Origin of the sequence: Bacteriovorax sp. BAL6_X, from assembly GCF_000443995.1 — a bacterium.
Taxonomy (GTDB): Bacteria; Bdellovibrionota; Bacteriovoracia; order Bacteriovoracales; family Bacteriovoracaceae; genus Halobacteriovorax_A.
This window is the reverse complement of sequence record NZ_AUMC01000009.1, coordinates 341,377-361,504: the sequence shown is the minus strand read 5'-3', so window position 1 is coordinate 361,504 and position 20,128 is coordinate 341,377. Positions and strand designations below refer to the sequence as shown.

General features: G+C 36.7%; 22 protein-coding genes and 4 tRNA genes. 7 read left to right on the top strand and 19 right to left on the bottom strand.

Going from position 1 to position 20,128, the window contains the following annotated elements; genetic code table 11:
• From M902_RS10520 to lpxC, 9 genes are all read right to left on the bottom strand, one after another.
• Positions 1 to 99 (bottom strand): 30S ribosomal protein S10 (locus M902_RS10520; RefSeq protein ID WP_021267442.1); only part of this gene is annotated, 99 nt, incomplete at its 3' end.
• Positions 100 to 266: 167 nt separating this feature from the next.
• The gene (gene tuf, locus M902_RS10515; protein ID WP_021267556.1) at positions 267 to 1,457 is read right to left on the bottom strand and encodes an elongation factor Tu; all 1,191 of its coding nucleotides are present in this window, start codon (positions 1,455 to 1,457) and stop codon (positions 267 to 269) included.
• Between the two features lie 247 nt (positions 1,458 to 1,704).
• A tRNA-Thr gene (locus M902_RS10510) sits at positions 1,705 to 1,779 on the bottom strand.
• A gap of 79 nt (positions 1,780 to 1,858) precedes the next feature.
• A tRNA-Gly gene (locus M902_RS10505) sits at positions 1,859 to 1,934 on the bottom strand.
• 57 nt (positions 1,935 to 1,991) lie between these two features.
• Positions 1,992 to 2,077, bottom strand: a tRNA-Tyr gene (locus M902_RS10500).
• Positions 2,078 to 2,094: 17 nt separating this feature from the next.
• Positions 2,095 to 2,171: transfer RNA gene (locus M902_RS10495), tRNA-Thr, on the bottom strand.
• Between the two features lie 65 nt (positions 2,172 to 2,236).
• Positions 2,237 to 2,998 (bottom strand): RNA methyltransferase, encoded by a 762-nt coding sequence (locus M902_RS10490; RefSeq protein ID WP_021267632.1) that lies wholly within the window; start codon positions 2,996 to 2,998, stop codon positions 2,237 to 2,239.
• Positions 2,998 to 4,716 carry a proline--tRNA ligase gene (locus tag M902_RS10485; protein WP_021267720.1) on the bottom strand — a complete coding sequence of 573 codons (1,719 nt, stop codon included), beginning with the start codon at positions 4,714 to 4,716 and terminating at the stop codon, positions 2,998 to 3,000. The genes M902_RS10490 and M902_RS10485 overlap by 1 nt, the downstream gene beginning before the upstream one ends.
• 94 nt (positions 4,717 to 4,810) lie before the next feature.
• Positions 4,811 to 5,728, bottom strand: a complete 918-nt coding sequence (gene lpxC, locus M902_RS10480) for a UDP-3-O-acyl-N-acetylglucosamine deacetylase (protein WP_021267422.1) — start codon at positions 5,726 to 5,728, stop codon at positions 4,811 to 4,813.
• Positions 5,729 to 5,953: 225 nt separating this feature from the next.
• Here lpxC and M902_RS10475 point away from each other — a divergent pair, with 225 nt between their 5' ends.
• On the top strand, positions 5,954 to 6,376 hold the full coding sequence (locus M902_RS10475; protein WP_021267540.1) for a hotdog fold thioesterase: 423 nt from the start codon (positions 5,954 to 5,956) through the stop codon (positions 6,374 to 6,376).
• Positions 6,377 to 6,380: 4 nt separating this feature from the next.
• Here M902_RS10475 and M902_RS10470 read toward each other — a convergent pair whose 3' ends face one another.
• The 6 genes from M902_RS10470 to M902_RS16530 are packed head-to-tail and all read right to left on the bottom strand — an operon-like array spanning position 6,381 to position 10,742.
• Positions 6,381 to 7,604, bottom strand: coding sequence for an amidohydrolase family protein (locus M902_RS10470; RefSeq protein ID WP_021267523.1), 1,224 nt, complete (start codon positions 7,602 to 7,604; stop codon positions 6,381 to 6,383).
• Complete coding sequence (locus M902_RS10465; protein WP_021267604.1) at positions 7,604 to 8,353, bottom strand: hypothetical protein; 750 nt, start codon at positions 8,351 to 8,353, stop codon at positions 7,604 to 7,606. Before M902_RS10465 ends, M902_RS10470 begins: the two co-directional genes overlap by 1 nt.
• The gene (gene ruvB, locus M902_RS10460; RefSeq protein WP_021267748.1) at positions 8,343 to 9,335 is read right to left on the bottom strand and encodes a Holliday junction branch migration DNA helicase RuvB; all 993 of its coding nucleotides are present in this window, start codon (positions 9,333 to 9,335) and stop codon (positions 8,343 to 8,345) included. The genes M902_RS10465 and ruvB overlap by 11 nt, the downstream gene beginning before the upstream one ends.
• Positions 9,336 to 9,989: a Holliday junction branch migration protein RuvA gene (gene ruvA / locus M902_RS16040; protein ID WP_021267455.1), complete on the bottom strand. Its 654-nt coding sequence runs from the start codon at positions 9,987 to 9,989 to the stop codon at positions 9,336 to 9,338.
• Between the two features lie 5 nt (positions 9,990 to 9,994).
• The gene (gene ruvC / locus M902_RS10450) at positions 9,995 to 10,540 is read right to left on the bottom strand and encodes a crossover junction endodeoxyribonuclease RuvC (RefSeq protein ID WP_021267531.1); all 546 of its coding nucleotides are present in this window, start codon (positions 10,538 to 10,540) and stop codon (positions 9,995 to 9,997) included.
• A 28-nt stretch (positions 10,541 to 10,568) separates the two neighbouring features.
• Positions 10,569 to 10,742, bottom strand: a complete 174-nt coding sequence (locus M902_RS16530; protein WP_021267658.1) for a hypothetical protein — start codon at positions 10,740 to 10,742, stop codon at positions 10,569 to 10,571.
• Positions 10,743 to 10,805: 63 nt separating this feature from the next.
• On the opposite strand from M902_RS16530, the gene M902_RS10445 reads away from it, so the two are divergent.
• The 4 genes from M902_RS10445 to M902_RS10430 all read left to right on the top strand — a co-directional run bounded on the left by M902_RS10445 (position 10,806) and on the right by M902_RS10430 (position 13,616).
• On the top strand, positions 10,806 to 11,669 hold the full coding sequence (locus M902_RS10445) for a bifunctional 5,10-methylenetetrahydrofolate dehydrogenase/5,10-methenyltetrahydrofolate cyclohydrolase (RefSeq protein WP_021267416.1): 864 nt from the start codon (positions 10,806 to 10,808) through the stop codon (positions 11,667 to 11,669).
• A gap of 15 nt (positions 11,670 to 11,684) precedes the next feature.
• The gene (gene gcvT / locus M902_RS10440; RefSeq protein WP_021267673.1) at positions 11,685 to 12,755 is read left to right on the top strand and encodes a glycine cleavage system aminomethyltransferase GcvT; all 1,071 of its coding nucleotides are present in this window, start codon (positions 11,685 to 11,687) and stop codon (positions 12,753 to 12,755) included.
• Positions 12,755 to 13,135 carry a glycine cleavage system protein GcvH gene (gene gcvH, locus M902_RS10435; protein ID WP_021267638.1) on the top strand — a complete coding sequence of 127 codons (381 nt, stop codon included), beginning with the start codon at positions 12,755 to 12,757 and terminating at the stop codon, positions 13,133 to 13,135. Before gcvT ends, gcvH begins: the two co-directional genes overlap by 1 nt.
• A 187-nt stretch (positions 13,136 to 13,322) precedes the next feature.
• Positions 13,323 to 13,616, top strand: coding sequence for a hypothetical protein (locus M902_RS10430; RefSeq protein ID WP_021267699.1), 294 nt, complete (start codon positions 13,323 to 13,325; stop codon positions 13,614 to 13,616).
• A 3-nt stretch (positions 13,617 to 13,619) separates the two neighbouring features.
• Here the strand turns inward: M902_RS10430 and M902_RS16035 are convergent, their stop codons facing one another.
• The 4 genes from M902_RS16035 to xseB all read right to left on the bottom strand — a co-directional run bounded on the left by M902_RS16035 (position 13,620) and on the right by xseB (position 18,302).
• The gene (locus tag M902_RS16035; RefSeq protein WP_021267571.1) at positions 13,620 to 14,432 is read right to left on the bottom strand and encodes an energy transducer TonB; all 813 of its coding nucleotides are present in this window, start codon (positions 14,430 to 14,432) and stop codon (positions 13,620 to 13,622) included.
• A gap of 150 nt (positions 14,433 to 14,582) precedes the next feature.
• Positions 14,583 to 17,324 (bottom strand): penicillin-binding protein 1A, encoded by a 2,742-nt coding sequence (locus M902_RS10420; protein WP_021267485.1) that lies wholly within the window; start codon positions 17,322 to 17,324, stop codon positions 14,583 to 14,585.
• Positions 17,321 to 18,100 (bottom strand): hypothetical protein, encoded by a 780-nt coding sequence (locus tag M902_RS10415; protein WP_040314574.1) that lies wholly within the window; start codon positions 18,098 to 18,100, stop codon positions 17,321 to 17,323. The genes M902_RS10420 and M902_RS10415 overlap by 4 nt, the downstream gene beginning before the upstream one ends.
• Entirely contained in the window at positions 18,093 to 18,302 is a 210-nt protein-coding gene (gene xseB / locus M902_RS10410) for an exodeoxyribonuclease VII small subunit (protein ID WP_021267578.1), read from the bottom strand. The genes M902_RS10415 and xseB overlap by 8 nt, the downstream gene beginning before the upstream one ends.
• Positions 18,303 to 18,484: 182 nt before the next feature.
• On the opposite strand from xseB, the gene flgF reads away from it, so the two are divergent.
• Entirely contained in the window at positions 18,485 to 19,270 is a 786-nt protein-coding gene (gene flgF / locus M902_RS10405) for a flagellar basal-body rod protein FlgF (protein WP_021267639.1), read from the top strand.
• A 6-nt stretch (positions 19,271 to 19,276) separates the two neighbouring features.
• On the top strand, positions 19,277 to 20,122 hold the full coding sequence (flgG, locus tag M902_RS10400; RefSeq protein WP_021267403.1) for a flagellar basal-body rod protein FlgG: 846 nt from the start codon (positions 19,277 to 19,279) through the stop codon (positions 20,120 to 20,122).
• Positions 20,123 to 20,128 lie beyond the last annotated feature (6 nt).

Genomic DNA, 20,128 nt, shown 5'->3' with positions numbered 1-20,128 from the left:
GCCTGTCTCTTTAGCTGTTTGTACGATCTCATCAACTGAGCTATCTAGAAGCTTGTGATCATATGCGCGTAATTTAATTCTTAACTTAGAAGCTTTCATACTCATCCTATTATCAATTTTAAAAGTTGAACCTGACTTTTACTGTTTTTTTGGGCCTATTGTCAAATTATTTTTACGCTAGGCCATATATTTTTTACGCGTCAATTTAATGTATTGAGCACAAAAAGGGGTGATTGATAAATCACCCCCAAAATTTAAGCAAAAATTTAGTCTAAAATTTCAGATACTGTACCAGCACCGATTGTTCTACCACCCTCACGGATTGCGAACTTAAGACCTTTTTCCATCGCGATTGGAGTAATTAGCTCTACTGCGAAAGAAGTGTTGTCACCTGGCATTACCATTTCAACACCGTCTGCAAGTGTAATATCACCTGTTACGTCTGTTGTTCTGAAGTAGAACTGTGGTCTATAACCTTTGAAGATTGGAGTGTGACGTCCACCTTCGTCTTTTGAAAGGATATATACTTCACAGTTAAATTTCGCGTGTGGCTTAACTGAACCTGGCTTAATTAGACACTGACCACGCTCAACTTCTTCACGCTTTACACCACGTAGTAGAAGACCAACGTTATCACCCGCTCTACCTTCGTCTAGAAGCTTACGGAACATTTCAACACCTGTTACAGTCGTCTTAGTTGTTTCTTTAATACCAACGATTTCGATTTCTTCGTTAACTTTGATAATCCCTCTTTCAACACGTCCTGTACAAACTGTACCACGTCCTGAAATTGAGAATACGTCTTCTACTGGCATTAGGAAGTCTAGATCTGTTGCTCTAGCTGGAGTTGGGATATAAGCATCAACTTGTGCCATAAGCTCTAGAACTTTATCTTTACCAATATTGTCATCTCTCATTTCAAGAGCTGCAAGTGCTGAACCAGCTACGATTGGAATATCGTCACCTGGGAAGTCGTATGAAGAAAGAAGTTCTCTTACTTCCATCTCTACTAGCTCAAGTAGTTCTTCATCATCTACTTGGTCTACTTTATTTAAGAATACTACGATCGCTGGTACACCTACCTGACGTGCAAGAAGGATGTGCTCACGTGTTTGTGGCATTGGACCATCCGCTGCTGAACAAACTAGGATCGCTCCGTCCATTTGTGCTGCTCCTGTAATCATGTTCTTTACATAGTCAGCGTGACCTGGACAGTCTACGTGCGCGTAGTGGCGAGTTTCTGTTTCATATTCAATGTGTGAAGTATTGATTGTAATACCTCTAGCTTTCTCTTCTGGTGCTGAATCGATTTCGTCGAATTTTCTTACGTCACCACCAAGTGCGTTAGCTAATGTGATTGAAATTGCCGCTGTAAGAGTTGTCTTACCGTGGTCAACGTGCCCGATCGTACCAATGTTTACGTGGGGCTTACTTCTGTCAAAAGATTCTTTTGCCATGACTTAAGTCTCCTTAAAAAAGTTAAACATAACATTATGTTTGTCTTAATAATTACTATAACTAAAAGCTAATTTTGAGTTGTAAGTATCGACTATATTCGACTTAGATTCAACATAAAAAAAATGCCATCCAAGTTAAAATCTAACCCACAAATTTCATATTGCCATTTTGATAACATAAAAAACTTGAATTGCCAGTAAAATCTATACTTAAGGCCACAAAAAAGTTTATTAACAGGAAATAAAATGGAGCTCACGACGGGATTTGAACCCGTGACCTCTTCCTTACCAAGGAAGTACTCTACCCCTGAGCCACGCGAGCACAAAATAACTTTCATATAATTAAATAATGAGTTTCGATTTTTGGCAAAAAAAAAGATCCTCAAAGAGGATCTTTTTAATGGAGCGGGCGACAAGGTTCGAACTTGCGACATTCAGCTTGGAAGGCTGACACTCTACCAACTGAGTTACGCCCGCATAAGATTTAAATTTTATAACCTTTTAAAAACACTCTGTAAAGAAATATTTTCAAAATGGTGGCGAGAGATGGATTCGAACCATCGAAGGGATACCCCGACAGATTTACAGTCTGTTGCCTTTGGCCACTCGGCAACCTCGCCACAACCGCTGTAAAGAATGGAGCTGGCAATAGGACTCGAACCTACGACCTGCGGTTTACAAAACCGCTGCTCTAGCCAACTGAGCTATGCCAGCAAACATTACTTGCGATGGAAATAAGTTATAAAGTAGAATTAAAAAGCTGGCAAGCTTTTTTTAACTTATTTTTTAGAAAAAACTTTTTCCATACCAATCGCCGCAGCAACAGATACATTTAAAGACTCAATTTTACCGATTGGTTCTAAACGTATTTTCTTTTCTAACAAGCGAACTGTAGCATGTGATAATCCTCTATCTTCTGCTCCAAGAACGAGGCACTTAATCCCCTCTATTTCACCTAAGTCGTTATCGTCAGTATGCTCCGTAAGCCCAATAGGTGTTACATTACGCTTAATTATTGCTGATAAAAACTTAGGCAGAGAATTGCATTTAACAATTTCAATATACTCTAGCGCGCCAGATGCAATACGGGCCATTGAAGGCCCAATATTAAATTTATTTTTTACTGCAAAAACAATATGAGAAACATTGTAAAACGCTGCTGTACGCATGATAGCACCAGCGTTGTGGACATCCGTTACTCCATCAAGACATAGAATCTTTACTTCTTCACCGTTATCGATTGCATCAAATAATGGCTTTGTTTCTAATACTTCTTTCTGACTTGTTAACAGGTAAACGCCAGATGGAACTCTCGAGTATTGAAAGTCTTCTTGTGCGTAAAGCTCTTTAGCTAGTTCTTGAACTTTGTGCGAAGAAACTAATTTTACTTTCAACCCATCAAGCTCTTGTTTTTTTATTCCGCCCATTTTGTAAAGCTTGTCGAGTCCCTCTTCGCAAGCAACAAGCTCAATAATCTTACGTCTAGGATTTCGAATCGCATGTACAATAGAATGTACTCCAACAATGATATCTTGTTCCATTAAAGGTCCTTTAAAAGCTCATTAACTTTAACGATAAGCTCGTCTTCTGAAATTTTAATTTTTTCACCAGTTCGTCTTACTCTAATTTCGAGAAGGCCATCTTCTTTATGATCTCTTTCACCAAGCACAACTTGAAGTGGTAGTCCTAAAAGATCTGCATCTTTAAATTTGAAGCCCGGTCCAGCTTTTCTATCATCATAGACAACTTCTAAACCAGCTTCTACAAGCTTCTTATGAAGTTCATTAGCTTTTTCTTTGTATTCATCAGACTTAGTGATGGCAACAAATGATAAGTTGTATGGTGCGATTGCTGCTGGCCAAATGATTCCGTTTTCATCATGGTTTTGCTCAATTGCTGCTGCAACTAAACGAGTGACACCAATTCCGTAACACCCCATTAAAGGTGTTGTAGCCTTTCCATTTTGATCGAGAATAGTCACACCCATTCCCTTCGTGTACTTGTCACCAAGCTGAAAAATATGTCCTACTTCGATCCCTCTTTTAAGTTCTACCTGATGTTTTCCGTCCAACGTAAAATCACCAGAACAGGCAAGCCTAAGATCGGCAGTTTTAATATCTTTAAGCTGTTCATTTGCAACAAAGTTCTCTAAGTGCATATCGACTTTATTTGCACCAACAACGTAAGCTCCATCTAAATCAATTTGTGTATCGAATACGATTTCTAATATATCAATTCCAACTGGTCCAATGAAACCTTTTTCAAGTCCAAGAGTTTTTAATTCACTATCAGTTGCCGCAATTAAGTCACGTCCTGGATAAACTTTTTCAAGCTTTAATTCATTTAATTCATCATCACCTAAAAGAAGAGCTAAAACAAAAACCTCATCTTCATCATTTTTTGCTTTATAAACAAGAGACTTGATTGAATGATATTCTTTCTTTCCTAGGAACTCGCATACCTCTTTAATAGTTGCTTTACCTGGTGTTGCTACTTCGGCCATATCATCTGTTTTTGAAGCACTATCAACTTTTCTTAATGTCTTTGCAGTCTCAATATTAGCTGCATAATCTGCTTCATTCGAATAGATAATAGCATCTTCACCAGCATCCGCAATTACTTGAAATTCATGAGTTTTAGCTTCACCATCGGCCATTGCTCCACCATCAGCAACAACGGCAGAAAATTCAAGCCCTAGACGATTAAAAACATTCTCATAGGCTTCATACATTCTGTCATAAACTTCATCCAAGCATTCTTTTGAGGCATGGAAAGTATAAGCATCTTTCATAACGAATTCACGTCCGCGCATTAAGCCAAAACGTGGTCTAATTTCATCACGAAATTTTGTATTAATTTGATAAAGAGAAAGAGGTAAATCTTTATATGATTTTATTGTTTTTCTAAAAACATCAGTGATCGCCTCTTCATTCGTCGGCGAGATACATAGGTCGCGATCTGCTTTATCTTTAAACTTAAGCATCTCTCCACCCATTTTGTCCCAACGGCCAGTTTCTTGCCAAAGCTCACCCGGAGTAACTACAGACATTAGCATTTCATAGCATCCGGCCTTATCCATTTCTTCACGAACAATTTGCTCTACTTTGCGAATCGATCGATACCCCATTGGCAGATAATTATATAACCCAGCTGCTGACTTATGAATTAAGCCCGCTCTCATCATTAGCTGGTGTGATGCAATTGTTGCATCTGCTGGCACTTCTTTATAAGTTTGCCAAAAACCCTTTGATAGAATCATAGTATTCTCTCTCTTTTATAACGACGTGAAATTCCATATCATTGTACACGCTGTTATTCACACAATAAATGTTAAATATTTTTATATCGACTGATTAAAATGACGGCGCAAGGGCCATGGGCAGATCAAATGCCTGTACCGCTTCTTTCTCAAGTGAAGTCGCTGATACAATTTCATACGCATCTGGCGTCTCTAAAAGCTTGCGACAAAGAACGTTGTGAACGTGGTGTCCAGACATGTAAGTAGTGATTTTTCCAGCGATTTCATAACCAAGAAGGCTAATATCACCAACTGTATCAAGAATCTTATGTCTTACGAACTCATCATCAAAACGTAATCCATCAGGATTCATTACTTTAAAATCATCTAGAACAATTGCATTATCAAGAGATCCGCCCTTAATTAGACCTTTTCTCTTTAGCATATCAACATCTCTCAAAAGGCCAAATGTACGAGCACGGCCAATTTCTGCGATGTAATTTTCACACGTAAATTCAAATATCTTACGTTGAGTTTTGATAATTGGATGTTTAAAAACGATAGTTGAGTCAATCACTAGCTTTTCACAAGGTTCGATTCTTGCCCACTTTTCGCCAACTTTAACTTCTACAGCTTTAGTAACTACTAAAAACTTCTTTGTTTTATGAAGTTGTTGAATCCCAGTCTCTTTAATAACGTATAGGAAAGATGCACCTGAACCGTCCATAATTGGAACTTCTGGCCCATCAATTTCGATGTAGCAATTATTGATCCCAAATCCATATAAAACAGATAAAAGATGCTCGACTGTGTGTACAGCACCAGGTCCTGAACCAATAGCAGTATTATTCTCAGTCGCACCAACTGTGTCCGCAGTGGCCTTGAGAATCTGTGAATCTTTAATGTCAGTTCTTTTAAACTGAATACCAGAGTCCGCTTCGGAAGGATGTAGAGTCATTGTAACCTTCTTTCCAGAATGGATTCCAATTCCCGTAATCATCACTTTTTTAGCTATAGTTCTTTGGTTTAACATTAAAAATCACCTAATTTTAAGTACTTTGTGTAATTTTAAACTGAGCAGCAATATATAGCAAGTATCGTCATAGATGAGCAAAATATTACTGAATTTCCTGTCCTAGAGGCTTTTGTAACAAAAATTACCCAACCCTTCCACTCTTTTAACAATAACCATAAAATAAATGCAGATGTTAACAAAACGTTAATTTAATTACATGAATGGGTTAAAGAAGGTTCACTGATGGAAAATTTATTTAATAATCTTGATTTAAAAGAAGTTAATAGACTAAACGCAGGCTGCTGTGTTGAACACTTAGCAATTACTATAACAGAAGCTGAAGATAATTATCTAGTAGCGACTATGCCAGTAGATGAACGAACGAGACAACCCTTTGGTGTCCTTCATGGAGGTGCTAGTTGTGTTCTTGCAGAATCAGTTGGCTCAATCGCTTCAAATATTATTTTGGATTCTTCTAAGTACTATGCAGTTGGCTTAGAGATAAATGCTAATCATGTTCGTCCAGTTCAGTCTGGAATTGTAAAAGCAAAGGCCACGTCAGTGCACATAGGTAAATCGACACACATTTGGGATATCCGCATCACAGACGAGAGAGATAAATTAGTTTGTATCTCTCGCCTGACGATGGCAATTATTAGAAAATAGTTTTTTACTTTTTCAAAAGACGAGTTGGCATCTCAAAGGCCTCGTTAGTGAGCTTCTCACCAGTCTTTGGATGCTTTACTGTTCTTAGTGCTACAAAGTGAAATAATAGCGGATTGATTGAGTAGATCTCATTTAAGATCTCTCTTTCCTCTTCTGTGATAAATCCTTTCTCCACTAAATCTGTCGTTCTATAGATCCAGTTGATAGCAGGTAATGGATAGTCTGATCCATACATTACGCGATGGTGAAACTGCTTATTTTCAATCATCTCAATTAGAGGCTCGCTTAGTCTTTCATAAATAATCAGGGCCGAAAGATCAGTAAAGAGGTTCTTTTCATATTTCTTTTCTTTAAATAATCTCCAGAAAAGATCAGAACACTCTGCCTGAACTCCATTGTTATCTAAGTCTTCACATTTACCACGTGAAGCCGCATGGGAGATAATTACATCAACACCAAGATCTAGAGCGTGTCGAAGACGAAGAGGATTTCCTAGCTCTTGAAACTTGTCCCCTTCCACGGCTTTTTCCTCACCCGCGTGAGTAATAAGTGTCATATTATATTTTTTAAGAGTTTTATAAAAAGGGATAACCTTTTCATTTGCAGGGTCGATCCCCATTGCATTTGGAAGCCACTTAACAAATTTCACACCACGAGCCGCCCATTTCTCCAACTCTTGAATTGCATCTTTACGATAAGGGTGAACAGAGGCAACCATCTTAAAGTTTACTGGATATTTTTGTGACAAATTCCATACATAGTCATTTGGTACATAAAACTCTGAGTGCTTTAAATCCTTACTACCATTTAATTTATAGTGGTAATCAAATGCTAGAGCGTAAGCTTGGATAAAGTGTGGCTGATACGTCATAAGATCAACAAGACGAGAAACATACTGTTCATCAGCAAGAGATTCATCATCAACACCTGAAGCAGTAATATAAACATTGAAACGATTATATTTTGATAAGTGGTTATACCAATCTTGCATTTCAGGATTTACCCAAATACCACTACCACTATTACCAAGTCCTACTATATGCAGGTGTGTATCTTTTAATTTTTTAAGATCAATTCCGTCATAAGACTTTTTAACAAAGTCTTTCACATGCTTAGGTAATTTATCATATTCATTTGGTTCGTAGTCGAAGTCACCACCAAGCTTTCCGTATAGAAGTGAGCATGATGACATTAGCATTGCTAGTATAAGTAATAATAATTTTTTCATTAAAATAACCTTAGACCTTTTTTGTAATCGTATTTAACTTGTAGAAGTACACTAAAGTGATCATGGTTATCACGATCGTGATTGATTCCTAAAATGGTATCGTATGTCCACTTATCTCTTTTAAATTGATTTAGGAATCCAACAAAAGCTGTATCCTGCTTACTTTTTTCCGACCATGAACGAAAATGTAACACACCAAACGTATATGTATTACTGTATTGATAAGCAATTATATTTCTCATGACATTAACAATGTCATCCGTGTAAATCTCCATGGAATGAAGCGCGTTAACAACAATTCCAGAATAACCACTGTACTTGAAGAACTCTCTTTGAAAGTCATTGATTGTAACTAACTTCTTATAAGCTAAGACATTTTCAACTCTTAAGTATGAACGCGTTCCATCAGCATCACAGACTTGAGTTTCACAATCAAAAGTCGAAAGCTCTTTTGATGAACGCCAAACTTGTTCAGTTCCAGCAGTGAATCCTAGAATTGAAATTGGAAAGAAATCAATACGTCCACCGACAGAATTAATTGTTCCACTAGTGTTAAAATAAGCCGACTCACGAATAAATCCATAAATCTGATCATTATAGCGCCACATTTCTTGGCTTATTCCTGCGTCCACTCGAGCAGCGGCTCCGAGAATATAAGAACGGTAACCAGCAGTTGCTGATAAATCGTAAGTGGCCTGAATGTTAAACGTAATTAGACATAAACATAAAAGTAAAAACTTATTTTTCATCAATCAACTCTTTTGCAATTTGTGAGATCTCGCGGCCTCTTGGCGTACGTATTAAAAAACCTTCTTTTAAAAGAAATGGCTCATAAACATCTTCAATCGTGGAGCGATCTTCAGCAAGAGTTGCACAAAGCGCTTCAATTCCAACAGGTCCCCCACCATAATACTCTTGAATAACAGATAGAATTCGTCTATCCATTCGATCAAGGCCATGTTCATCAATTTCCATCATTTCTAGTGATTTTTTTACATCATTTATATTTACGTGAGAAGAATCACGTACAATGGCGAAGTCACGAACACGGCGAAGAACACGATTGGCGATTCTCGGTGTTCCACGAGAACATCTTGCCATTAGTAATTCCGCATCTGCATCGATTTGAATTCCAAGCTTCTTGGCATTATTTGAAATAATAATTGCAAGTTCATCGGCCTTATAGAAGTCGAAATGAAAATGGGCCATAAAGCGATCACGCAGAGGATTAGACAAAAGTCCCGAGCGTGTTGTGGCGCCAATTAAAGTAAAGGGCGCAATTTCGATTTGCATTGTTCTTGCTGCTGCTCCATCACCAATAACAATATCTAAACGGTAATCTTCCATCGCCGAGTAGAGAATCTCTTCAACAGAAATATGCATACGGTGAATTTCATCAATAAAGAGAACGTCTCTTGGTTCTAAATTAGTTAGAATAGCAGCAAGGTCACCCTTTTTCTCAATGGCCGGCCCTGAAATGACATGAAGCTGGCTCCCAAGAGCATTGGCAATAATCATAGCAAGAGATGTCTTTCCTAGCCCAGGAGGTCCAGATAAAAGAGCATGATCCATTGACTGCTTTCTCTTTACTGCTGATGTCACCATAACATCAATATTTTGAACTATTTTTTTCTGGCCAATATATTCAGAGAAATCCTTCGGCCTTAGAATAACTTCTTTTCTAGTTTCATCTTCATCAAGAGTTGGATCAAAAAAGCGACCGTCAGACATTTACACCTCTTTTAGTACAAGGTGAACGAGTTGTTCAGCTCTTGTTATTTGATTTTCATCTAAAATTCTCTTAGCAAGTGGCATAACTTTATCTTCAGTAAAGCCAAGTTCCTTACATGCCATGATTGCGTCATTCATAAGAGCAGAGTCATGGCTTACTACTTCTGTTACTGTCTCTTCAAATAACTCAAGATTAAGCGGTGCTTGAACTGAAGTACCAGTTGGCTGAGTTGCACTAGCTGAAGCTTTTGAATACATTTTTATTTTTTGAGCTTTTCCACTAAGGTCTAGAATTATCTGTGAAGCGGCCTTGGCCCCTACTCCAGGAGCTTTCTGAAGTGTTTTCTTATTATCAAAAGTAATAGCATCAATAATATTATCAACTCCAATACTTGTCACAAGAGCAAATGCCCCTTTAGGACCAACACCCTTAACATTCAAAAGTAATTCAAATGTTTTCTTCTCACGAAGAGAGCGGAATCCGAAAAGTTCCTCACTGGCCTCTTTTACAATGTGTGAAATGAAAATTGCTGCAACAGAGCCTTCAGGTAAAACATGTTGAAAATAAATTTGGTGCCCTACTCCCGATGGAGAGAATAGAATTAACTCGTTTCCATCACTGAAAACAACTTCGCCTTGTAATAGACCGATCATAAAACCTACTTAGAAAATACTTCTTTTAATGTACGTGCTTTCGTACGAGTATGTGACGATTTTCCCTTTATTTTTGCTCTTTGTCCACGATTCAACGCGTGACAAAGCGCTATAGCAAGGGCATCCGACTCATCATGTGATTTAAAATCTAGCTTTCCAAAGATCATACTAAGCGAGCGATCAACACTTTCTTTTGAAGCTAGTCCATGGCCTGTAACACTAGATTTTATTAAGTTAGGTGAATACTCTGTAATCTTTCCTTGATACTTATCTGACAAGCCTGCTATTAAGGCCCCTCTTGCTTGCGCAAGTTTAGATAATGCCGGAATACTTTTTACATAAATAAGTGCCTCGACAGAAATTTCATCTGGCCTATACATTGAGACAATATCTTTAATTGAAGAAGAAATCGTCGCTAAACGATCGAGAAACTCTGGTATCTTATCAAATTTTAAAACACCTGAGTCGACATACTTAAATTTTCGACCTTCCACTTCGATAACGGCCCAACCAGTAGTACGAGATCCGGGGTCAATTCCTAGAATATACATAGTTTTAGTATAAACGAAAAATTCGAATTTACGAGCGATCTACGCCTTTTATCATATGGCCGATATAAAAAACTGCTGATCCACCAATAAATTGATAGAGCTCGAGCATTTCATAGTCACCTTTTTGTAAACCAACAAAAAGACAAAGCCCAACTGATGCGAAACCGATTAATTGTAGTGCTAATCCTAACCAAAAAAACATATCAATTGAATACGACTTAATTCTGAAATTGCCAATACCAAGCTATAAAGATAATATGTGTTAATGCAAAATGAGACAAAATTACTATATGCGCAACCAGTCATAGAAAGACAAGTTGAACTCCTTAAACAAGAGTGTATCACCCTGAAAGAACAAGGTGTGGTTCCTAGTTTAAAAGTAATTCTCGTTGGAGATAATCCAGCAAGTGTTATTTATACAAATAGTAAAAAGAAATTTGCAGAAAAAATTGGTGCAAGCTGTGAAATTGTTAATTTAGATAAAACAATTAGTGAGCAAGAGTTTCTAAAAATTGTTAATCAATTTAACGAAGATCCACTTGTTCACGGTATTCTTATTCAACTACCACTTCCAAAATCTCTTTCACAAATTGATACAACAGACCTTGTTGTTCCCCATAAAGATGTCGATGGTTTTCACTATGAAAATGTTGCCAAGCTTTATCGTGGCCAACTTGGTGAAACATCAATGATTCCGTGTACACCAAAAGGCATTGTAACAATGGCCAAGTATTACGGAGTAGATTTTTCGGGAAAAAGTGTTGTTATTGTTGGGAGAAGTTTAATTGTAGGTAAACCTCTCTCATTACTTCTAACAAATTTGAATGCGACAGTTACACTTGCTCACTCAAAAACACAAAATTTAAAAGAGTTAACTAAATCTGCGGATATTATTGTAGCAGCAATTGGTTCACCAAAGCTCTTTACAAAAGAATATTTTAGAAACGATCAATCTCAAGTTGTCTTTGACGTTGGAATCAATCGAAGCAATGAAGGCAAGCTCTGCGGTGATTGTGATTTTGAAAATATTAAAGATCAATTAGCGGCCATTACTCCGGTTCCCAAAGGAATTGGTCCTATGACTATTTTCAGTGTCTCACAGAATTTAATTAGCGCCGCTAAAAAGTAAAACCTAAGGATATTTATGAAACAAACATCACTTACACAGGCGCATCGCGACCTTAAGGCAAAAATGGCAGACTTTGCAGGTTATGAAATGCCGATTCAGTATGCTGGCGTAAAAGCTGAAGTTGAAGCCGTAAGAAATAACATCGGTGTTTTCGATGTTTCTCATATGGGTGAATTCTTCGTAACAGGTCCAGATGCTATAAGATTCGTTGATTATATTATTACTAACGACTTTACGAATGCTGAAACAGGCAAAGCTGTTTACTCGCCACTTTGTCGTGAAGATGGAACTGTCATTGATGATCTAATTGCATATAAATTAGAAGATCAAAAGGTATTGATCTGTGTAAATGCTGCTAATATCAATAAAGATTGGAATTGGATTTCTTCAAAAACGGAAGGTTTCAATATTGAACTAACTAACCAATCAGAAGACTATTCTTTACTTGCTATTCAAGGCCCTAAGACTGAAGAAGTTTTATCTAAACTTGGCTTTGACTCTGTAACAAGCGCTGCTTATTACTCAGCATACGAAAGTACGTGGAAGGGTGCACACGTAATTACGGCAAGAACAGGCTATACTGGTGAAGATGGATTTGAAGTATTTGGTTCACATGAAACAATCCAAAAACTTTGGTCAGAACTTCTTAGTGCAGAAGTAACTCCATGTGGTCTTGCTTCACGTGATGTTCTAAGGCTAGAAGTTTGTTACCCTTTATACGGCCACGAATTAAATGATGAGTTAACTCCACTAGACTCGGCCCTTAAATGGACAGTAAAGCTAAACAAAGAAAACTTCATTGGTAAGAATGCTCTACAGGAAATAACACCAACCCACAGACTCGTTAAGCTCTCTATTGACAAGGGGATCCCTAGAGAAGGTTATGAGATCCTAAATGACCAAGATCAAGTCATTGGTATTGTAACTAGTGGAACAATGTCTGTGACTAACTCACAAGGAATTTGCCTAGGACTAGTGAAGCGTGATTTATTTCCTGAAAATAAGAAATTTAGAATACAAATTCGAAAGAATGTAATAGATTCAAACTATCATACAAAACCATTTGTTACCGGAGGGCACAAATAATGACTAATATTCCAACTGATCTTAAATATACAAAAGAACACGAGTGGGCAAAGATTGAAGGTGATATCTTAACTGTTGGTATTACTGATTTTGCACAGAACTCTCTAGGAGATATCGTATTTGTTGAGCTACCAGAAGTGGGTCAAGAATTCTCTAAAGATGATACTTTTGGTGTTGTAGAATCAATTAAGTCAGCGAGTGATCTTTATATTCCAATTTCAGGAACAATTACAGAAATCAACGAAGAGCTTCCAGATTCACCAGATAACCTTAACTCTGAGCCGTATGAGTCTTGGATGATTAAGGTTAAAATGTCTAATCAAGATGAACTTTCAGACCTTCTTTCAAACGAAGAGTACGAAAGCCTTTGTCAAGAATAAATAAAATAAAATCTATTTCATATTCTTACATATGCCCTCAAAAAGAGGGCATTTTTTTATTTCAGTAACTTACAAATTTCTCACCTAAAAATATTTTCAATTGACCAATTTTTTCCTTTACGAAGTCCTACTCAGGCTTCATACTCGCATTCTCCAATGTTCATCAATAAATAGAGACAGGTATTAAATGCATAATCAAGAATCTATTCAGCTAATCAATACGGCAATCATCAAGGGTAAAGAAAAGAAGATCGATACTACTTATGAGGATAGACTAAACCAAGCATGTAACTCGTCTGCTATTGCAGCTATTTCAAATGCCATTCAACAATTAGCAGAAACTGATCGTATCTCTTACGACCAAGCCGCTATCAAAATCGTAGAGACGATTAAAGAACTAGATCAAGTTTGGACTGATTACGTTCTTATGGAAGGTATTAACAATATAAAAAAAATGCTTAAAGGAAATACAAAGCACTAAACCTTAGTTCTTTGTAACAGCAAAGCCCCAATCAATATTAGCGTGACCATTTTTAACTAGGCCAGATGGTGGGTTAGGAAATGGGCCAGCTTTATTAAAGGCCTCAACTGCGGCATCATCTAATTCTTTCACACCAGAAGTTCCATTAACGATTACATTAATGATTTTGCCATCATTATCAAGGACAACACGTACATTAGTTAGAAATTTTTCTCCCGCAGGGCCACGACGATTCTGACGGTATAAAGACTCCATTTTTTGACGTAGAGTTGATCCCCAATGCTGCTCTAACTGCTGCTTTATTCTAAAGTAAAAACCATAATACTTATACTCGACAGTATTAAGCTTAGTGAAGTCACCTAACTTTACATCTTCAAGATGGTCATTTGAGCTAGCAATACCTCGATGATTCTTGCTACCAGTCTTTGTCCCCTTAACTAGGTTTTGATCTTTCTCAAGTGGAGAATTCTGTGCAACTGCAAAGTCCTCAAAACTAATTCTACCGGACTTAGATTTTGTCACCTTACGTTGCTCTTTCTTCTTTGATTTTGAACCTTGCTTTTTCTGGTCGATTTTGGAATTACCAACACCGCCTATATTGAAAGAAGCGATCTCTTTGGCCTTCGTTTCACGATCTACTTTATTATTAGTTTCACTTAAATATTTGGCATTATCCGCTAACTCTTGATTAGTCTTAGCAGCTGTAACAATTTGGCGCGGTTTTTCTCTATTCAATCTCAGACGAATACGCTCAGGCTTTTTATCCTCTTGCGACTTCGTAAGCGACAATGAAAAAGACGTTAGCTTTGAAGGCATCAAAGAAATATGTATAACTAGCGATATTGCTATTGCTAAGTAGATATATGTTCTATGGCTTTTATGAACTAATTCCAAAGTGTCTCCGAGAAACCAACTATTCTTTAGTCTTCTCGGAGAAAATATCGAAAAATTTACTACATATTTTGATTAATTGTTAAAGAAATCATCATCTTCAAGAATTGCACCCGTTTCTTGACTATTTTCCTCTTTTTTAAAGAAGTTATTCTTAGAATTAGATCCAGGTTCAGTTCCTTCAACAAAACTTTCCAAAAACTTTGGTCCAGAGCCTTTTGCTAGCTCCCCTGTCTTCTTATCGATTGAAACGTTTACAATACCAGTAGGCATTTGGAAGTCTCTTTCACCGTAAATTTGAATTGAACGTTGCATATATGATTTCCAAATAGGCATTGAGGCTTTAGTACCTGTTTCAGGCCAACCCATTGTCTGGTTATCATCCATACCAGTCCAAACACCTGTAACGATATTTTGAGAAAAACCTAAGAACCAAGCATCGACATAACTACTTGTCGTTCCTGTCTTACCACCTAAGAACTGGCTTACACTAAGAGCACGTCTTCCCGTCCCATTATGAACAACACCTTTAAGAAGGTTTGTCATTATATAGGCCAACCTTGGGTCATATACTTGTTCCTCATCTAGGTTTAATAGATATGGATTAACGGCTTCTTTTTCAAATTCATTATGTGAATCACTTTCCTTTTCTCGGACATTATCTGTTTGATTCAAATTTTTAGATTCCTTTGCAAGCTTTTCTAATTCAAGCTTAGACTGTGTCGCAAAGTCATCCTGGAAGAAATACTCTTTTCCATTACGATCGGTAATTGAAATAATTGATTTAGGAAGAACCTTCTTCCCACCATTTGGAAAAATTGAGTATGCACGGATCATTTCTAAAAGCGTAACACCGAAAGACCCAAGTGAGATAGACATATCATTAGGCATATCTGCATGAAAGTTAATACGATCAAGGTAATTAAATATTTTATTCATTCCCAAATCAAGTGCTATCTTAATAGTTGGAATATTTCGACTGAATTCAAGAGATTCTCTAAAAGTCATTGGTCCCTTAAACTTTCCATCATAGTTACGCGGCTTCCAGTTTAATGCCTGGTTAGCTCCACCAAGGGCCTCTGGTGTATCCAAGATTATTGTATTGGGCTGATAACCGTTTTCAAGTGCTGCAGCAAATAACAATGGCTTAAAGGCCGAGCCGGGCTGACGCTTTGATTGTAGAGCACGATTAAATTCACTCTTTTCAAAATCTACACCACCAACCATCGAAATAACTTCGCCAGTAAATGGATTTAGACTTAAAAGTGCTGCTTGAACTTTTGGCTCTTGTTCAAGAGAACATTCAAGATACATTTGTTCTTCTAAAGTTTTATAATCTTTAAGCTTTTTATAAGTATTGGCATATTCAGAGTATACATGTTCAGAAAACTTTGAACTGAAGTCTTTGATTTTAACATGAATAATATCTCCCTTCTTTAAGATATCATTTGGATTTTTAACATAAGGAAAGTACTTCCTCGCATCCGTATACTTTCTCTCGTGTGCCCAACGATAAAACTTATAAGGAATCACTCCTGTAATCCCACCAACAGAAATAATAATATTTCTCATACGTCTATCTAAACGAAGAACTACTGCTTTATATAATTTATTTTTTTCAAGCTGTCCTAGTAACTGATCATCAGCACTATATCCAGGATAAAATCGTGATGAATAAAGTTTCGATAATTGCTCTTGGGTAAAATCTTTTAAAACAGCAAGCTCATCTTCTTTTAATTGAAGCTCATACTCTCTCTCATTATTTTCAGTAAGAGTGAAATAATTTGACTTGTCTTTATATAATTCAACTCGAAATTCTTCGATGTATTTGTCGAGTTCTTCTAATTCAATATGACCAATTGGGCCTTGAAAACCTTGTCGTTTATCAATTTCATCAGCACCTATTTTAATATTCTCTTCTGCCGCTTTTTGTAGATCATAGTTTAGAGTTGTTTGTACAGTAAATCCTTCAGTAAGAAACTTATCCTCACCAACAATTTCAATTGCCTGTCTTCTAACCCAGTCCGTAAAGTAACCTGCAAGAAAAGGACTATTTTTTCTAAGCTGATACTTTATTTTTTCTTGAAGAGCTTCTTGGTATTCTTCTTTAGTAATTTTCTTGTTTGCAAACATTCGTCCTAGAACGTAGGCCTGTCTCGTTTTAGCATGTTGTGGATTACGATAAGGAGAATACTTTCCAGGAGCAACCAGAAGTCCTGCAATAAGTGCAGACTCTGCTACAGTTGCTTCATTTAACTCCTTATTAAAGTAGCCTCGAAAAGCTGACTTAACACCATAGTATCCACCACCAAGATAAACTTGATTCAAATAGAGAAATAAAATCTCTTCTTTATTAAATCTCTTTTCAATTTTTTGAGCGAGAAGAAAGTCTTTAATCTTTCTTGTAATTGAGCGCTCAGATGAAAGTAATAAAGACTTTGCAACCTGTTGAGTAATTGTTGAACCACCTTGCACAACACGTCCAGCCTTAAGGTTAGCAATAAGAGCTCTCAAAACACCAAAATAATCAACACCATCATGATTATAAAAATTTGAATCCTCAGCTGATAGAAAAGCATCTACAATACGCGGTGGAATTTCATTAAACTCAACAATCTCTCTATTCTCTTTACCAATGTTATAGAGAACAACACCATCCTTGGATAAAATCTTTGATTTAATTGGCGGATTATAATCTGCAAGACTACTAATTTTAGGTAAAGTGAAAGAAAAATATACTAGTATTGAAAAGACAAATAATCCTCCAAATAATACCAAGAAGGACATTAATACTAATAATCTTTTTAAATGTTTCATAAATTCTCTTTTATAATTTCACACTTCTTCATTAAGCTATAATTCTGCTTAGGCATATTGATTAGAATCATTTTACCATTTATCTGATTTTTAGAAACCGATAAGTTTTTATCATATGCAAAGACGAACACTCTCTGGGCAATTAGTCGAGAGATGTCTTCTGAAGTTATTTCAATTTGAGCAGCAAGTACTTTCTTATTATTTTCAATATTATTTTTTACACCATCAATAATATTACCTTTCGTTTTAAAAGTAATATTTCCATTTGCTGCAACATCTGTAAGATAGTAGGCAACACTAGACTTTTTGATAGCCCTTGCATTGATCTGTAAATTTTCAATTACTTCGCTCGTATCATCCCTATCTTTTAACCTGAAAAATTTCCACTTAACAAGCTCAGGCTTTTTTGTCTGAGACAGCAGGGCCGCAATCGCAGATGAGCTCCCAATGCCTGCAACAAAATTAATTTTCACATCATTCTTCATAAGACACGAAACGTAGTCCATGACATCAGTATTAAAATCCTCACTAGCACCAATAATAATACCGACAGTATTAATACGTTCATTTTTTAAGCTTTCCTGTGTACCAGTATTCACTTGTCCTGGCCCGTACTCTGTATATGATGATTTCTTATCAACAGCAGGAATAACACTTGTCTCTTCAGTATCAACAGAGATTGTTACCACTCTTTGCTCTTCTTCCGATTGAGTCTGACAAGTATTGCTCAAAAAAACAAAAACTAGGAATACAATAATGAGGTTTAGTTTATTCAATTTCTTTTTCTTCTAGTTTATCTGTAAGTTCTAAAACTTTTTTTTCTACTTTTTCAAGGTAGCCCTTACTATCAGTATATAACTTAACCCCTTCCTCAAAGTTTTTTAAACTATCATCAAGAGTAAGCTCACCTGACTCGAGTCCATGAACTAATTCTTCTAATCTTTTTAAGTTTTGTTCAATATCTATTTTCTTGGTCATACCCCACCGTGTCATTTTCTTAACATTATTAATTCTTATATGGACTAATATTCCCATACTTTGCATGTTCTTTAAATAAAAAGGTGTGATAATCACTACTTACATCATGGGTCATTTTTACCTATGTAGGTAATTTGGCACCCTGGTTGGTATAGTTAAAGAAGAATTTGCCAGGAGGGCAGATGAAAGAATTATGGGTACCGCTATCCGGTGCAATCGCACAACAACAGAAAGTTGATACAATTGCCAATAATGTTGCAAATGCCAACACACCTGGATTTAAAAAAGATCAACTCGCATTTAAAGAGTATTTAACAGCACTAGATAAGGGTGTTGAAGATATTGACTTACCTAATAAAGAATGGGCACCAGAGGACTTCTATCGTAGCTATGGAGCTGAACACGCGATGGTAAAGGTAGATGGATCCTTCACAAACTTTACTCAAGGAACACTTTCTCCAACAAGTAACCCACTTGATATTGGTCTTCGTGGCAATGGCTTCTTGGCAGTAGAAACTCCAAAAGGGATACGCTATACGAGGCGCGGAACACTTTCACTACGCCAAGATGGTGTGATTACAACTCAACAAGGGTATCCAGTTCTTAATAGAGAAAATAACCAACCTATTTCAGTCCCACCTGGTACGAGAAATATTACCTTCGCTCTTGATGGCGCAGTCTATGCAAATAATAACCAAGTTGGTGCACTAAATATTACAGAGTTTAATGATATGCATGCCTTAAGAAAAGAAGGTAACTCCCTTTATATAAATAATAATGAAGGTAACCTTAAAGAACAGATAAATACTTCTGTTCACCAAGGGTTCATTGAGCAATCAAATGTTAATGCTGTTTCTGAAATGTCAGAGTTAATCAAAGCACACCGTCATTTTGAATCAATACAAAAAGCAATTAAAACTTATGATCAAATTAGCTCTAAGTCAGTTAATGAAATGATCAAATTTTGAGGTAGTATGAAAAATATTATTCTATTTATTACATTCCTACTTATGGCCCGCTACTCTTTTGGGATGATGAAGGCCCTAAATATTGCTGCGACTGGTATGGCGACACAAGAGATGCACGTTAACACAATCTCAAATAATGTCGCTAACTTAAATACAATTGGTTATAAAAAGCAAAGAGCTGAATCAGAAGATCTGATGTATGAAACAATCACAGAAGCGGGCTCTCGCTCTGATGCAAACTCAAATTACACTGTTGGTGTACAAGTTGGTTCAGGTTCTAAAATTAGTGGTGTAAGAAAAGTTTTTTCTGCAGGTGCCCCAAAAGTTACCAATAACCCATTTGATCTTATGATCAATGGTGATGGATTCTTTGGAATCATTAAACCAAATGGACAAATTGTATATACAAGAGATGGTGCATTCAATGTAAATGCTCAAGGCCAGCTTGTTTCAAAACAAGGCTATCAAGTATTTCCAGGAATTACATTTCCACCAGGAGTTGCAACAGTAAGCATTGGTAATGATGGAACGGTTGAAGCCTACTTTAATGGGCAAGTAGAGCCACAAGTTGTTGGCCAAATACCGGTATTCACATTCGTAAATAATCCTGGTCTTCATAACGACGGAGGGAATTTTTACCGTCAAACAACAGCAAGTGGTCAACCAATTCAGGGTATTGCAGGAACAAATAATACAGGTTCAATGCAACAAGGTGCTCTTGAAATGGCCAACGTAAGTCTTATGAATGAGATGACGGATCTTATTAAGGCACAAAGAGCCTATGAAATGAATTCAAAAGTAATGGGTGTAGCTGACCAAATGCTACAAACAGTTAACAATATTACAAGATAATAGGAA

Bases quoted from the DNA above. Each gene is read 5' to 3' on its own strand.
- flgF (WP_021267639.1), top strand. From the start codon at position 18,485: ATGAAAGAATTATGGGTACCGCTATCCGGTGCAATCGCACAACAACAG.
- lpxC (WP_021267422.1), bottom strand. From the start codon at position 5,728: ATGTTAAACCAAAGAACTATAGCTAAAAAAGTGATGATTACGGGAATT.
- tuf (WP_021267556.1), bottom strand. From the start codon at position 1,457: ATGGCAAAAGAATCTTTTGACAGAAGTAAGCCCCACGTAAACATTGGT.
- M902_RS10490 (WP_021267632.1), bottom strand. From the start codon at position 2,998: ATGGAACAAGATATCATTGTTGGAGTACATTCTATTGTACATGCGATT.
- M902_RS16530 (WP_021267658.1), bottom strand. From the start codon at position 10,742: ATGTTTTTTTGGTTAGGATTAGCACTACAATTAATCGGTTTCGCATCA.
- M902_RS10465 (WP_021267604.1), bottom strand. From the start codon at position 8,353: ATGAAAAATAAGTTTTTACTTTTATGTTTATGTCTAATTACGTTTAAC.
- gcvH (WP_021267638.1), top strand. From the start codon at position 12,755: ATGACTAATATTCCAACTGATCTTAAATATACAAAAGAACACGAGTGG.
- ruvB (WP_021267748.1), bottom strand. From the start codon at position 9,335: ATGTCTGACGGTCGCTTTTTTGATCCAACTCTTGATGAAGATGAAACT.
- M902_RS10475 (WP_021267540.1), top strand. From the start codon at position 5,954: ATGGAAAATTTATTTAATAATCTTGATTTAAAAGAAGTTAATAGACTA.
- M902_RS10420 (WP_021267485.1), bottom strand. From the start codon at position 17,324: ATGAAACATTTAAAAAGATTATTAGTATTAATGTCCTTCTTGGTATTA.
- ruvC (WP_021267531.1), bottom strand. From the start codon at position 10,540: ATGTATATTCTAGGAATTGACCCCGGATCTCGTACTACTGGTTGGGCC.
- xseB (WP_021267578.1), bottom strand. From the start codon at position 18,302: ATGACCAAGAAAATAGATATTGAACAAAACTTAAAAAGATTAGAAGAA.
- ruvA (WP_021267455.1), bottom strand. From the start codon at position 9,989: ATGATCGGTCTATTACAAGGCGAAGTTGTTTTCAGTGATGGAAACGAG.
- gcvT (WP_021267673.1), top strand. From the start codon at position 11,685: ATGAAACAAACATCACTTACACAGGCGCATCGCGACCTTAAGGCAAAA.
- M902_RS10445 (WP_021267416.1), top strand. From the start codon at position 10,806: ATGCAAAATGAGACAAAATTACTATATGCGCAACCAGTCATAGAAAGA.
- flgG (WP_021267403.1), top strand. From the start codon at position 19,277: ATGAAAAATATTATTCTATTTATTACATTCCTACTTATGGCCCGCTAC.
- M902_RS10430 (WP_021267699.1), top strand. From the start codon at position 13,323: ATGCATAATCAAGAATCTATTCAGCTAATCAATACGGCAATCATCAAG.
- M902_RS10470 (WP_021267523.1), bottom strand. From the start codon at position 7,604: ATGAAAAAATTATTATTACTTATACTAGCAATGCTAATGTCATCATGC.
- M902_RS10485 (WP_021267720.1), bottom strand. From the start codon at position 4,716: ATGATTCTATCAAAGGGTTTTTGGCAAACTTATAAAGAAGTGCCAGCA.
- M902_RS16035 (WP_021267571.1), bottom strand. From the start codon at position 14,432: ATGCCTTCAAAGCTAACGTCTTTTTCATTGTCGCTTACGAAGTCGCAA.